10 protein-coding genes are annotated in these 15,237 nt (G+C 37.3%); all 10 read right to left on the minus strand.

The features are described from left to right. Window positions 1-61: 61 nt before the first annotated feature. Complete coding sequence (locus ACFOWA_RS07425; RefSeq protein WP_378983471.1) at window positions 62-3,466, minus strand: glycosyl hydrolase; 3,405 nt, start codon at window positions 3,464-3,466, stop codon at window positions 62-64. A 2-nt stretch (window positions 3,467-3,468) separates the two neighbouring features. Further along, complete coding sequence (fucP, locus tag ACFOWA_RS07430) at window positions 3,469-4,761, minus strand: L-fucose:H+ symporter permease (protein WP_378983473.1); 1,293 nt, start codon at window positions 4,759-4,761, stop codon at window positions 3,469-3,471. Window positions 4,762-4,822: 61 nt separating this feature from the next. Next, window positions 4,823-5,266: a MaoC/PaaZ C-terminal domain-containing protein gene (locus tag ACFOWA_RS07435; protein WP_378983476.1), complete on the minus strand. Its 444-nt coding sequence runs from the start codon at window positions 5,264-5,266 to the stop codon at window positions 4,823-4,825. 366 nt (window positions 5,267-5,632) lie between these two features. Then, entirely contained in the window at window positions 5,633-6,700 is a 1,068-nt protein-coding gene (locus ACFOWA_RS07440) for a Gfo/Idh/MocA family protein (RefSeq protein WP_378983479.1), read from the minus strand. After that, window positions 6,701-7,936 carry an extracellular solute-binding protein gene (locus ACFOWA_RS07445; protein ID WP_378983480.1) on the minus strand — a complete coding sequence of 412 codons (1,236 nt, stop codon included), beginning with the start codon at window positions 7,934-7,936 and terminating at the stop codon, window positions 6,701-6,703. Further along, window positions 7,929-9,092: a CaiB/BaiF CoA transferase family protein gene (locus ACFOWA_RS07450; protein WP_378983481.1), complete on the minus strand. Its 1,164-nt coding sequence runs from the start codon at window positions 9,090-9,092 to the stop codon at window positions 7,929-7,931. The genes ACFOWA_RS07445 and ACFOWA_RS07450 overlap by 8 nt, the downstream gene beginning before the upstream one ends. Window positions 9,093-9,222: 130 nt before the next feature. Beyond that, the gene (locus ACFOWA_RS07455; protein ID WP_378983483.1) at window positions 9,223-10,374 is read right to left on the minus strand and encodes a CaiB/BaiF CoA transferase family protein; all 1,152 of its coding nucleotides are present in this window, start codon (window positions 10,372-10,374) and stop codon (window positions 9,223-9,225) included. Beyond that, complete coding sequence (locus ACFOWA_RS07460; RefSeq protein WP_378983486.1) at window positions 10,371-11,531, minus strand: ABC transporter substrate-binding protein; 1,161 nt, start codon at window positions 11,529-11,531, stop codon at window positions 10,371-10,373. Before ACFOWA_RS07460 ends, ACFOWA_RS07455 begins: the two co-directional genes overlap by 4 nt. Window positions 11,532-11,648: 117 nt before the next feature. Further along, window positions 11,649-14,129 carry a beta-galactosidase GalB gene (gene galB, locus ACFOWA_RS07465; protein ID WP_378983489.1) on the minus strand — a complete coding sequence of 827 codons (2,481 nt, stop codon included), beginning with the start codon at window positions 14,127-14,129 and terminating at the stop codon, window positions 11,649-11,651. 3 nt (window positions 14,130-14,132) lie between these two features. Then, complete coding sequence (locus ACFOWA_RS07470; RefSeq protein WP_378983492.1) at window positions 14,133-15,236, minus strand: glycosylase; 1,104 nt, start codon at window positions 15,234-15,236, stop codon at window positions 14,133-14,135. Window position 15,237 lies beyond the last annotated feature (1 nt).

Genomic DNA, 15,237 nt, shown 5'->3' on the forward strand with positions numbered 1-15,237 from the left:
AGCTGTAAGCAGATTTTTCTCGTCTTATATTTCGCATCAAAATCATTACTCTTTCTAACTATTACTTTTCTTCAGTTTGTATTAAAATTGGACCAAACAACCCTGCATTATTTAATGGTTTTCCAGCCAATCTAAAGGGCGCTGTGGTATTTGTAATCTTTTTATTTTCAGGCAATTTACTATCGCCAATTAAACGGTTAGCCCAAGTATTTACAACTTCTATACTGATTTGATTTTGCCCGGATTTTAATGCCTTGCTTATGTCCAGTTTGAAAGGTGGAGTCCACAAAATGCCGCAATTAATACCATTAATTTTTACTTCTACCAAGTTTGCAAAAGCACCTAAATCTAGCCAGGTATTTTTAACATCGCCAGTATAGGTAAAGGTTTTTGTATAAATTGCAGTACCTGAATAATACTTTATCGAGCTATCAGCATGCTTAGTCCAATCTGTAAGTTCATTAAATTGTACCGGTTTTGCCGGACCACCATATTCAGCATCAAACTTTACTTCCCAATTTTTTGAAATATCTTGAATGGTTTTATAGGTAAACCAATTGTTTCCGTCATTAAAAAGGGAATCTGTTGTTGGCTTTTCAAAAATCACAAAGACAGATTCATTTGGTTTTAAAGAGAGTTTTAATGATGTTCTTCCATTTGCGATTTGCCATTGTTGTGCAGCTATCATTTTATTATTAACCGCATCATATAATTCAGGAAATTTCCCTTTAACTCGAAAAGAGGCTGAAATTATTCTTTCCTCGTTCTTTTGATTAGAGATAAAATAGATGTCACTTTTATCGGTTTTTCTATGTATAAATGCCAACTGATCAGCCTGTTTAGGTTCACTTTCAACCGCATAAAAATCAGGTTCGACATTTAATTTTTCGAAACTATCACCGTAATAGGGTGCTTTGTAGATTGTACCTTTCCCTAAATCTTTAGTGTAAATTGGATGAGCATCATTATATATTTCACTAAACTGACCACCCCAAATCTCATCTACAGCCATATCAAATTTAGCTTTAGGTATTTGCTTTAATCCATTTTGATACAATGGTTTATCGCTTACAATTACCTTTGCTCCAGCTTTAATCAGCTGAGCTAATTTATTAATAGTTTCAAAACTGATGTATTGAAAATTAGGGTTCATTTTCATGTTCCCCGGAATTACTAAAACTTTGTATTTAGCACCACTTTTAAATACAACTTCTCCATTTTTTACAATCGCTGAGTAAAGTACATCCGGATTAAAACTATCATAAGCATACCCAAGTAGCGGATTAACCCAATTTTCTGGATCGGCCATATTTGCAGAATGCGTAACCCCTGACGGAATTTGCCTAAGTGGCTCACCAATATTTGCCAAGCGTTTCTTTTCAGATTCTACTACATCAGCACCAAAAATACCTGGTAAAGTTTGTACCAATCTATCTGGCAATACCGAGCGACGAGGCAATTCTTCACCAGTAAAAACAGCTATATCTATTACAGGATTTCCCTGTTGCAGTAAGTTTTGAGTTCGCTCTGCATAATCAATCCAGGCTTTTCCTTGTTTCCACCAGGTTTGGTCGCGTTGAAAATACAAACCAACCCCATCTAAAGTCATTCCCGGCTTTCTATTTATCCATGGATTATGCGTAAAAACGTGATAAACCAGTTTGTTTATTCCTAGAGCATAGTTTCTATCCTGCAAAGTTTTCATATTACCGGGATTTTCATTCCAGTCCATTCTAACGGTTGTAAAAGCCTCGGCCTGAATAATATTCTTGCCATAGATATGAGCTCCTGAAATGGCATCTAACATATCATTGGGCTTATCATGCGTTGGGCTGTTTAACCAAAATTCGCCCATCGGTACATCAATAGTTTTGTAATGTAACAAACCATCGCTCATCATCGTTGGGGCAATACTTTCGGCAGTAAAAGTAACACCCTGTTCGTTTGCCAGTTTGGCTAGAGTACTATAAAACTGGTCGACAACTAATTCTGAAATGGTTTTTCGTATATCGTACAAAAAGTTTTCAGAAACGGCTGCGCTTTCAACAGGCAAACCTGTCATAATGGGCAAATAAGGCGTTAAATCATAACCTCTGCGTTTTAAAAACTCCGCTTTAAATAATGGCGACCAATTCTGGCTCCCACATTCCCAACTATCAACATGAAAAACATTTAAAACCTTTTTTGCAATTTCTTGTCCGCCATGTTTTAAGGCTTGTCCATACCAATTATCAAACTGCAATTTTACCGCTTCGGGATTAAATTTATCACATTCTAAGCCCATTCCGCCACCGCCGGTTGCATTGGTGTGCCCTGTAGAAGTATGTCCGACGCGTAAAATGGTCCAGTTGCCTGTTGGCGCTTTCCAATTTAATGTACCATCGGGATTTAATTTATCCGTAAGATTAATGATTTTACTAAGCGGGACACACAATTTATCAGCAATTTCATTTGCTGTGCTTCTTTTACTGATGCGCCAAACGGACCCATTTTTACCCTCAAACTGGTTAATTTTTGCCTCAGAAGATAATTCTAGATTAAGCAATTTCAAAGAAGGTTTCCATTTTGCTGCATCCAAATCTTCTGCACCCGGTTCAGTACCAGTTTTGTCGTATATAAACCTAAAAAACTTTGCAGTGGTTGGTACTATGGCATGCGTAACATCTTCATCCGTATCTTGCCAGCCGTGGCGTGGCGGTTCTAACCGACCAATAGAACGAAAAGTTTTACCATCATCACTCACCTCGATAGCCAATCTTTGCGCCTGATAATTGTTCCCATTAATTTTAATGCTTACCGAGCGGCAGGTGAAAGGTTTTTCGAACGCATACTGAATGTAACATGGCTCATTTGAACCAAAGTTCTTTTGATTTCCCGGCTGAATCAATCCCGCTGCATCTGCCCCAGTGCTCGACGTAATTTTTGGTATCACTGTACGCGTAGAAATGCCTTCTCCATCAGGTGAAGGATAGGCAAAAACGGCAATATCTTTATAATAATTTTCTTTGCTTAAAGGTTTAGGTAAAGTTATTTTAGCATTTGAACTACTGATATTTATCTTCGACCAAACGACTTTTTGCATAGATAATTCTGGTGTTATCCACGGGCCACCAGCAAGTGCAAAACCATCGCTAACATGCATGCCTAATTTCAAATCTAAGCGTTTTGCCTCATCCATTGCAAACGCTATCAACTTCCACCATTCTGATGTAAGCTGAATTGCTGGCGGAGAATAAACTGGCACCCTATCTGGAGCCTGAATGCTCATTAAATATGCACCACCTATTCCATTGGTTTTCATCGCTTCCAAATCGGCTGTTATGCCTGCTTTTGAAACCGCACCTTTTACCCAATACCAAAATACCCAAGGTTTCGCATTATCGTTTTGCTGCCCGAAAACACTTGCTGAAAAGATACAACTTAGCAGCATTGCAAAACATAAAACCTTGATATACTTTAAATACATTTCTATTTATAGGCTATTTTATAACCCTTTAAAGCGAAGTACAGCACAAATAGAAAACACACTAATGGAATGCTATACCCAATTTGAATGTCATCACCGTAAGCATCAATTAGAGAACCCATACCAAATGGTAAAATGGCACCACCTACAATAGACATAATTAACCATGATGAACCTGGTTTGGTATCATCACCAATGCCATCAATACCTAAAGCAAAAATGGTTGGAAACATGATAGACATGAAAAAACCGATAGCTCCCAGAGCGTAAACAACATAAGAACCCTGACCTAAAATAGCAGTTAAACACAGCAGGATGGATATAACAGCATAAATAGCTAGTAATTTATTAGATGAGATAAACTGCAATAATGCCGTTCCTGCAAAACGACCAGCAGTAAATAAAAAGCCATAAATAACTAAGTAAGTTGCAGCTGTTTTTTCATCAAATCCGCCACCTTGTTGTGCCATTCTGATAAAAAAACTGGTTACGCAAACCTGAGCACCTACATAAAAGAACTGCGCTATAACTGCCCAACGCAAATGTTTGTGACGCAGTGAACCAAAGAAACTTCCCTTAGCCTCGCCATCAATGCTTTTTGTTTTAATTTCAGGAAGGTGAATGAAGTAAAAGATTGCTGCAATAATTAGCAAAACAATGCCCAATGTGATGTATGGTGTTTTAACAGATGCTGCCTCTTCCAAAAAATAATTATTTCTGGTAACCTCTGTCATTGCAGCCAGTTCTGCCTGGGTGTGCGATTTACCCGAGAGAATAAATAAACCACCAATTAATGGCGCAACCATTGCTGCTAAACCATTAAAAGATGCTGCTAAGTTTAATCTGCTTGTAGCTTTAGCAGGGTCACCAAGTATAGCGGCATAAGGATTTGCAGATGTTTCGAGCATGGTTAAACCACAACCAATAATAAATAACGCTATTAAAAATGTGATATATGATAAGTTGTTTGCGGCAGGCACAAATAGAAATGCACCGAATGCAAAAGCCAGCAATCCTGCAATCATGGTAGCCTTATAACCCCATTTTTTTAATATCATTCCGGCAGGAATAGCCATTAAAAAATAAGCGAAAAACACAGATGTATCAATTAAAGTAGATTGTCGGTTATTTAAATTACATGCCTTTTTTAGGTGAGGTATTAATATCGAATCGAGATTGTGTGCCATTCCCCAAAGAAAAAACAAACTTACAACGAGGATGAAAGGTAATAAATACCGCTTTCCTGATGATGAATCGCCTTCGGCTATAATTTCTGATTGTGTGCTGTGGTTCATTTTTTGGTTAGATTAAATTTTATCTAATATCGCATTTCCATTTTAAATGTTAGTGTAACGCTTATCTTTTTTTCTTCACAACAAGAAGATGGTCGCAAACCAGTACTACTTCTCCATGTTGATTGATAATTTCTACATGTTCGGTAACAGTTCCATATTCTGGCCTTTTACTATCTCCTTTTTCGGAAATGGTAACTTCAGAATGGATGGTATCGCCGATGAAAACTGGTTTTACAAAACGTAATTTATCATAACCTTTACTCATAGCTTCTGGATTGATTTCGGAGGCAGTTAAGCCGATGCCAATACTAAAAATCATCGTTCCATGGGCGATTCTGTGTTTAAATGGTTGTGTGGCACACCACTCGGCATCCATGTGATGCGGAAAAAAATCGCCGGTATGGCCGGCATGAACCACAAAATCGGTTTCAGTAATCGTGCGACCCAATGTTACGCGTTTGTCTTGAAGTTGGTAATCTTCAAAAAATATTGATTTGAAATACATAATTCTCTACTTTTTAATCTTGTGGTTAAACGTTTTGTCTGAATTTCTCCAGAGGAGATAATTAGAAATATTTCTCTTTTAAACCTAAATGTTACTAAAACTTATATCTTTTTTGTCCACATGATTGAAATCATCGGCTATGTTTTTACTTTGTCCTTTCCATCCAACTAAGCCTGAGTAATGAATCTTCGTTCTACTCAAATCCGGCCTAACCAATTTTTCGGAATACACTTCCAAGCCTAAGCAGAAACCTCAAAAGAAAAATTTTAAGCCGGGAGTTTTGTTTCTTTTGCCGTCAAAAGAAAAAAGCCCGTCTGGTCAAGACAAAAAAATATTTTGCCATATCTACTCTTCATGATACTGTGCTTATCCAATTATTTCTCCTCCTTTATCGCTCGATTTATAAGCACTTTCTACAACAGCCATAGTTTGAATCACATCTTCTACACTAGTATTTAAAATAGAGGTTGAACCCTCGTTAAAACGCATTAAGTTTGCCATGGTGCCAATAAAAGCTTCTGGAAACCAGGAACCTTCCAGCTTTACCTTTTTCCATTCGGGCGATTCCCCTGCTTCCAAAACACAATATTCAAAAACATCTGGTACACCATGAGGATAATCCATAAGCAAACCTATTTTGGCTACAATTGCGCCTTTGGTTCCCTCCCATTTAATATAACTTTCCTGGTGTTTTGCACCAAAATCATGGTCGTGGTTGGTGTTTATAACAGCATGCATGGTATCGCCATAATCTAGCAATATTGTTGAACGTGAGGAGGATAATTTCTTCGCCGGGTGCTTTAACGTTTTCGCCATTACGCTTCGCGGATTACCTAAAAACGAACGAATTAAATCGACATAATGAATGCTATGGTATTGAATTTCCAACCTTGGATGAATGATTACATGCGGAAAAATTTCCCACGGGGTTTTTATTGTCACCCTAACGTCCATATCATACAAATCACCAATAAACCCCTTATCAATCAGGTATTTTGCAGCACTTACAAATGGCGCAAAACGCAATTGAAAATTAACAGCTGCTTTTAAATTTTTTGCTCTGCATAGCTCTAGAATTTCATTCGCCTGTGCAAAATCATCGCCCATTGGTTTTTGGATAAGCACTGCACTTCCATCAGGCAATTGTTTTAAAGTTTCAATGTATTGCTCGGGCATGATGGTCAAATCGTACACCACATTTTCTGGAGCTGACGAAACCGCCTCGGAAACCGTGTTAAAAACATTTGCAATACCGAAGGCATCAGCAAGTTTTTGAGCTCTCTCTTTGGTTCTGTTAACAATTCCAAAAACCTGAAAACCAGCAATTTTATATGCTGGCAGATGTGCATCGGCAACGATTCCGCCTGCACCAATAATAATGATGGGCTGTTTGGTTTGAGGTAGGTCTGGTTTATATTTTATATCGATTTCCATTTAATTCAGATCATTAATTTGGTTTTGAGCATATTCAATTAAATTGGATGTTTGTTCGTTGGTTTTTAAAGCTTTCAAAACCATTTCATCAATTATTTTGGCAATTAATGTCCAGCTCTTATGTTGCGGAAGCATATTTGCCACATCATGTAATTGCTCCAGTTTATGGTAATAAGGAATAATTTCATTTACTTCAACATCTATCCAGGTAGAAATTCTGCAACCAATTCCACCTTCAAGAGTTAATGCTTTATCTTGCTCAATATCAGTTACAAATCTTAAAAAATCGTAAGCCAAATCTTTATTTTTACTGCCTTTAGCAATCGTGTAAAGCCAATATACATTTAACGATGCTGATTTTTCTCCCGCTGCAGATGGTAATAAATCTACATCTATTTTGCCTTTTACTTTTGAATTTGAATCGACTTCGCATAAAGCGGCAAATCCAAACCAGTTTATCATCATCGCGGCCTCACCTTGAGCAAAGGCTAAACCAGCAGCCACGGAATCGAACGTTACAGATTTTGGATGTACGGCCGTTTCATCTTTCGCCATCTTTCTATAAAAGTCTAATCCATTTATCGCTGCTTGCGAATAAATGTTGATGTTTCCGTTTTTATCTACTAAAACACCGCCTCTGGTCCACAATTGTAGACAAAAATCAAAAACCGTGTTGTGCCCATCTGGGTATCCGGCAAAAATACTTCCATATAAATTATCTGCAGGGCGATTAAAAAATTTAGCAATTTGATGGAAATCTTCCCATGTTTTTGGAATTTCAAGTGCTTTTCCAAACTGCATTAAGTAGTTGCCTTTCTCGGTTTCGCTTTCGAATAAATCTTTACGATAGATGAAGCATTCAGGCCCGTCATGGAATGGCAAGCCCACAACTTCCCATCCGAAACGCTGTAAACTTAATAATGATTTGCTCCATCCATTGGGAAAATCGAAAGGCTTAATTTGATTGATGTATGGATTTAAAACCTCAAAAGCATGATTTAAATATCCTTCATAAACCCAATCTGTATTAATGTGAGCAACATCAAAATCGCCATTTGCTAAACCTTTGTTTGCGATTGTAGTTTCGTAAAGTTCATGCAAATCCATCACCACCATTTCCAGTTTTAAAATACAGCCAGATGATTCACAAAATTTTTCCCAAAATTTCTGCATGGCAGATTCGAATGGAGCAAATTTACGAACGGCTATTCTAAAAGTTTCGGGTTGATTATGCATTTGCAATGGTATGCTGTAGGATGAATTCTTTAATGATTTTTTGGTTGTCTTGCCCCAATTTCGGTGAACCTTTTGGTGAAGTTAATAATTCTCCATCGATTCGAATCGGGCATCTTGTTGTTTCATATCGGTAGCCATCAATCATTTCTACTTGCTGTATCATATTCAAAACTTTAAAACCTTCGTGCTCCATTAAAGCGTTCCAGTTTAAAACATCAGCACACCAAATATCGGCAGGTTCTAATATCGATAACCATTTTTCAGTCGTCTCTGTAAGCAGATGGTTGGCTAAAATTGTTTTAATTTCATCCCGTTTATCAAATGCCTCTTCAATTGCAGTAAAATCTAATAGTCTATCGCAAGCCAACAAACTACCGAGTTGAGGAATAGAACCCATTGCCAAAGCTAAATATCCGTTTTCAGTTTGATAAATGCCATATGGTGCACCTAAATAAGCATTTGCGTTGTTCTTTTTGGAACGTTCTGGCAGTTGGCCACCGTCATTCATAAAGGTTGTAATGGTTTCAAACTGGAAATCATACGCTGATTCCATCATACTTACCTGAACAAAACCACCTTCGCCTTTTATTGCTTTGCGATATAAACAAGCTAATAATCCCTGAGCCAAATGTGCTCCCGCTAACATATCGATAATGGATAAACCCATAGCCACAGGCCCGCTATCGGCATTGCCTGTAAGTGATGTTAAGCCCGTAACGGATTGCAAAAGTAAATCCTGACCAGGTTTATTTTTCCACTCACCTTCGTTGCCATAGCCTGAAATTTCGCCATAAACAATTGATGGATTTAAAGCGATAACAGATTGATAATCAAAACCCAATCGCTTCATTACGCCCGGCCGGAAATTGTGAATCATTACATCAGCTTTCTTTAACAGTTCGCGAACCATTTCACAATCTTCATCATTTTTTAAATCAACTTCAAAACTTTCTTTATTTCTGTTTATGGCATGAAAAACCGATGATTCGCCATTCATAATCAGGTTTGATGTGTAAAGCGTTCGGCAAATATCGCCCACACCCAAACGTTCGATTTTGATTACACGTGCGCCCATATCTGCTAAACGCAAGCTCGCAGACGGTCCGGAAAGGAACTGACTAAAATCGATAATTAAATAATCTTCAAGCGGACGCATATTTTTTATTGATTTGTTGGTTTATTGGTTCATTATTCAGTGGTTGATTGGTCATTAGATTTCGCAATGACAGAAAAACAGAAATTTTATGGTAGCTCTCATAAATATCAAAAATCTAAACATATTCAACCTAACCAATTTCAAACTCCTTATTAATTTCAACCGTATCAATCCCCAATTTTGGTGCAGGTTTTACCGCAAATAATTTCTCAGCATCAATTCGAATTGGGCTAACAGTTGTCTTTATTTTCTTGCCATTGCTTAAACCCAATTCTTGTTCTATCTGTAAATTTTTATAGGTACTAAGTGTGGTTGCAGTTTGATAATTCAAAACTTCGGCACACCATATTCCATGCCCTTCCAATAAATTAACCCAGGTTTTCGTATCTTTTTTCATAAATGTTTCTGCCAAACGAGTGATTAATTTATCTCTGTTTTCAAAAGCAGAACCAGCTTCTACATATAAATCAGAAATATCGCAATTAATTATAGCACAGATGCTTGGAAGGTTACCCATTGCCATTGCCAAATAGCCATCCTGGGTTTGATACATACCGTATGGAGCGCTTAGATAGGCATGTGCACTACCTTTTGCTCCGCTTCTATCTGGTAGTTTCCCGCCATCATTTAAATAAGTGGTAAGCACTTCAAATTGAACATCTAAAATAGATTCGAGCAAACTTACTTCAACCAAAACACTTTTACCGGTTTTGGCTCTTTTAATTAATGCAGCTAAAATGCCTTGAACCAAATGGTTGCCACACATAATATCAGAAACCGATAAACCGAATGGCACAGGACCATCTACATCAACTCCTGATAGAAATGTTAAACCCGATACAGCCTGAACCAATAAATCTTGCCCTGGTTTATTGCGCCAAGGACCGTCATTTCCGTAGCCTGTAACTGCACCGTAAATAATTTTAGGATTGATTTTTTGAACATTGTCATAATCTAAACCAATTTTTTCCATCACCCCTGGGCGGAAATTATGTGTCATTACATCTGCCTTACCAATTAATTTTTTAAGCTTTTCTAAATCCTCTAGGTTTTTTAAATCTGCGGCATAGCTTTCTTTATTGCGGTTGATGGTATGAAACAATAGGCTATCTTCATCAACGAAAAAATTTTTAATGGATAACTGGCGGCAAGCATCGCCAGTATTTGGTCGTTCGATTTTGATTACACGAGCGCCTAAATCAGCCAATTTTAAACCCGCTGATGGTCCTGCCAAAAATTGGCAAAACTCTAATACTAAAAGTCCTTCTAAAGGCTTGTTCATGATAGCACTAAACTTTTAGATTTTTGATATAGTTGATTCATTATGGATAAAACCAGCATTTCATTTCCACCATTTATTAAATAATCTCGTACAATATCTCCGGCATGATCTTGAAAATACATTGAACCATGGTAACGCGGACGGAGAAAAGCTCGTTGCAAAGCCGGTAGAGTGTTTAAAAAGTAGTTGTGGCTTTGGCGATTTACTTCATCGTGTTGCCAGGCAGCCAAATGGCCAGGCTGACCGCCACTTTCATAAAAAAAAGTAGATTGGCACTCTGGAGCACCAACAAATTCTACATATTTAGCTGCAACGTCTAAAGCTTTACATTTTGATGAAATGGCCAATCCGGTTCCGCCTAATGTGCTACGTAAATTGGTTTTTCCATCCAAAGAAATCATATCGTGGAAATGCAAAACTTTGGCTGCATAACCTTTTCTCGAATAGTTGGAATAACCGTAAGCAAAAGGGCAATATGCAATGGCGTTTGTTGATGTCATTGCTTCATAAACTTGAATAGGATTTCTGTTAAAATTTGCCTTATCAATTTTGGATGCCAATTCTCGATACATTTGCAGTGCGTTTATACCTGTTTCTTTCGAAATCACTTCATCATCCGTTTGGCAAGGATCTTCGCCTAGCGAGCAGCAAAGGGTGTAGAAATTCATTAAAACATCAATCGGTATGCCTGCAAATGCTACCAAACCCTTATCAGCCAGCGCCAATAAATCATTAAATGATTTTGGCATCTGCAAATCTTTGTCGGCAAATAAATCTGGCCGCAATGCGGCTACAGGAGTTGCCGCATCAATTGGCAAAGCCCATAAATGCTCATCATACGTGTAGCTCTCGTAAGATTGACCAACAGAATTTTCTTGCTGGTTTTGTAGATATGCTTTTGATAGATAAGCATCAAGAGGTACAATAGACTGTGTTTTTGCCGCAAAACCAGCCCATGGATGATCGATAACCAGTAAATCAAATCGCTCTGCTAATTCCTGAATAGAAAAATCGGCAAATTGTTGTAAACTTCTTTTCTCCCAAGTGATGTTAACATTCGGGTGGAGTTCTGAAAATCGTTGCGCCGTTGCCACCATTGGCAAAAGCCCACGACTGTGGTTCCAGGTAATTCCTTTTAAATTGATAGTATTCTCCACTGTATTTTTTTATTGCTGTTATTTTTTGTGCAGCACTGTATTTTCATTTTTTTTCTAAATCAGCGAAGCTTTATGCCTTATTGATCCATTCGCAAAATCTGCTGATTTAAGCAGACATCACTTACCAGAATTAATCAGGATAGATGTACTAATTAATCCATCCGAAGTTGCCGTAAGTTTAATCTCTCCAGTTTTTTCTGTCGATTGAATAATAGCCAAACATAAACCATGGAAAGCTTTTCGATAATTTGCTTTAAAGGGTTCTAAACTTGCCTGAAATCCATTATCAACACCGGCAATAAGACCATTACCTTCAATTTTAAAATTCACTAAATTGTCTGCGTTTGGTACGATATTCCCGGCTGCATCTAAAATTCGAACGGTTACAAACGACAAATCTTTCCCATCGGCTTTAATGCTTTTTCTATCGGCAATTAATTCGATTTTGGCTGCTGCACCTGCAGTTTTCACTTCACGGGTTAAAACGTCTTTTCCGTTCTTTCGTGAAACGGCTTTCAAGGTTCCCGGCTCAAAATTTACATTCCACTGGATGTGTAAATCATCACCTTGCTTTGATTTCTTACCTAAAGATTTTCCGTTCAAGTACAATTCAACCTCATCGGCCTCGTTATAATAAGCCCATACTTCAACCGATTTTCCTTGTTGCCAGTTCCAATGCGGTAAAATGTGAAGAACCGGTTTGTCTGTCCACTCACTTTGATACATGTAATAAGAATCTTTTGGAAAACCAGCCAAATCAACAATACCGAAGTACGAACTTCTTGCAGGCCATGGATACGGCAAAGGTTCGCCAAGGTAATCAAAGCCTGTCCACACAAATAAACCTGAAACATAATCGTATTTTTTAGCCTCTTTCCAGGTTTCTTCATGTGTAGAACCCCAATAAGCGGAAACATTATCGTAAGCAGATGCCGACCACTCTTTGTTACCTTCTGTAAATTTTGTTTTACCATTTTTAGGCCAACGGCGGATGGTATCAGCTGTATCGTAAAAGCCACGGGTTTCTAATGCTGATGTTGTTTCTGTAGCTAAAAACTTTACACCAGGGTAGTTTTTCGGGAAATCTTTATATAGTTTATGGTTGTAATTTAAGCCATAAACATCAAGTGCGTTTGCCTGGTAAATAAAATTCTTTTCTGCATTGGTTTCTGTTAATGCAGAAATAACTGGTCGTGTTTCATCTAAATTTTTAACAATAGAAACCAATTCTTTTGTGATGGCGATTCCCGTACTATCAAATTGCTCACGAATCTCATTTCCAATGCTCCAAAGAATAATGGATGGGTGATTTCTATCACGGCGAACCATATCTTCCAAATCTCGTTTATGCCATTCGGCAAAATTCAAGTGGTAATCGTTTTTGTTTTTCTTTTTAGCCCACATATCAAAGGCTTCATCCATAACCAAAAAACCCATTTTATCGCATAAATCTAAAAACTCTGGCGCTGGTGGGTTATGAGCCGTACGAATGGCATTTACCCCCATTGCTTTCATAATTTCTAACTGCCGCTCAATGGCTCGGGTATTTACTGCGGCACCTAAAGCACCTAAATCATGATGTAAACAAACACCTAAAATTTTCATTGGTTTTCCGTTTAGCGAAAATCCTTTCTCTGCATTAAAGTTGAAAGAACGAATACCAAACATGGTTTCATAAGTATCGATTACTTTATTATTTTGAAGAATTTGAGTGACTAATTTATATTGATTAGGATTTTCTACAGACCATAAAATTGGATTTTTTACAGTCAGGTTTCCATTTATTACTTTTCCCGAAGTATCGATTGTAACTTCTCTTGATTTACTTTTAACGATAAGTTTTCCCTCACCATCGTAAATCATGTTCACAACATTTACATTTTGTGTTTTTAAAGACTTATTCTGCAACTGAACATCAACTTTAATCTGACCATTATTATTTGTGCTTACATAAGTCCCTGAATTGGCTATTGAAATTTTGGCTGTAGAAATCAACCAAACATTTCTGTAAATACCTGAACCAGAATACCATCGAGAATCTGGTTGTGCAGAATTATCTACTTTAACAGCAATGATATTTTTACCAGCTTTTAAAAACCGACTTATCTCATAAGAAAAAGAACTGTAACCGTAAGGCCGTTTTCCTAAATAGTTACCGTTTATCCAAACTTCGGAGTTTTTATAAACCCCATCGAAGGTTATTGTTATTATGCGATTTGCAAAATTTGCAGGTGCTGTGAATTCCTTTCGATACCAACCAATCCCGGTTGGCAAACCACCTCCTTCTGGCTTTGCCGGATTTTTCTCATCGAATTTTCCTTCAATACTCCAATCGTGTGGCAGAGTTAATTTTCTCCACTTTACATCGTTAAAGGCTGGAGATTTAGCGACTGGCTTATCACCTAAAAAGAATTTCCAATCTTTATTAAAGCTAATTTTTGTGCGAGATGTTGAAAGGTTAGTATTTGGTTTTTTCGCTAAAGAGATTGTTTCCTGCTTCGCAATTAAGGGCGAAGTTAGTTTAGCGTCACAATGAAATGACGATAAAAACCCCAAAACTGAAATAATCAAAACCTTTATATAACTTTTTATCCTCATTTTTTATTGAACAAAATTTATAATACTTTTTCCTAAATCTTTTGACGTTGCAACGGCAATTCCGCGTTGATCTTGCTTGTTAACCGCACAATAAAAATGATAAACCACGCCTTTGTATTTTAACACGAAAGATTTATGTGCATACAATTCATCGTACTTTTCTGATGATTCAATTAAATTTTCACCGTTCCAATCGGTCCAGTTTACTAAATCTTTAGATGCAGCAAAACGATTGAACGACCCTTTTCTATCTTGCCAAAATGCGCCAAAATAAAACATTACGTAGTTCTTGTCTATTTTCTGAATCACAGCATCGCCAGTTATACCAACAGGATGATGAACGACCGGATTTTTATTAAATCGTTTCCAATGAAACATATCATCTGATACCGCCATACCGATTCTTTCATACCATCGCGTTTTTTTATTATTCGCTAAAGAATCGCCAACAGCATTGTAATACATCACAAAGCGATGACCAGTTAGCAGTTTTTTATCTTCAATTACGGTACTTTTAAATAGTTTATTTCTATTTTCCCACCAACGAACATCAGCATCTGCAGCACTCAAAACAGGTTTTTCCAATCGGTTCCATTCTTGTACTATTGATGGATGTTTAGTAACATAGGCCATCCCGATTGATAAAGGTTCTACTTCATATCCTCTCTCTTTCCCACCAAAATACGACATCCAATATCTTCCATTAAACTTAGCTGCCTGATAATTTCCACCCCATTTGGTATTCAAAAGTGCGTTGTAACCTGCTTTTTGATTATCATCCCATTTACCAGAATCTTCAAAAGACATTAGTTTTCCAAGATTTTGCCAATGCAATAAATCCTTACTTTTTGCCATCCAAGTTTCATAACCACGACCACTAAAAATAAGGTAAGTCATGTACCAATATTTGCCTTTTCTAAAAATCGTTGGGCAATCCATCTTATGTTCTTTATCAACAGGAACCATCACCAATCCATATTTAAAAGGTGTTTTTACTTCTTGATAAATCTGCTCCATTTCAAGTTTAGAAACTAAATTTCTAGCTACCTGAGCCGTAGCGGAACAGATTAATAATATGCAAAAAATGAATGTCCAAATCGTTCTCATG

The sequence above is a fragment of the Pedobacter lithocola genome (genome assembly GCF_042650845.1).
GTDB classification, from domain to species: Bacteria; Bacteroidota; Bacteroidia; order Sphingobacteriales; family Sphingobacteriaceae; genus Pedobacter; species Pedobacter lithocola.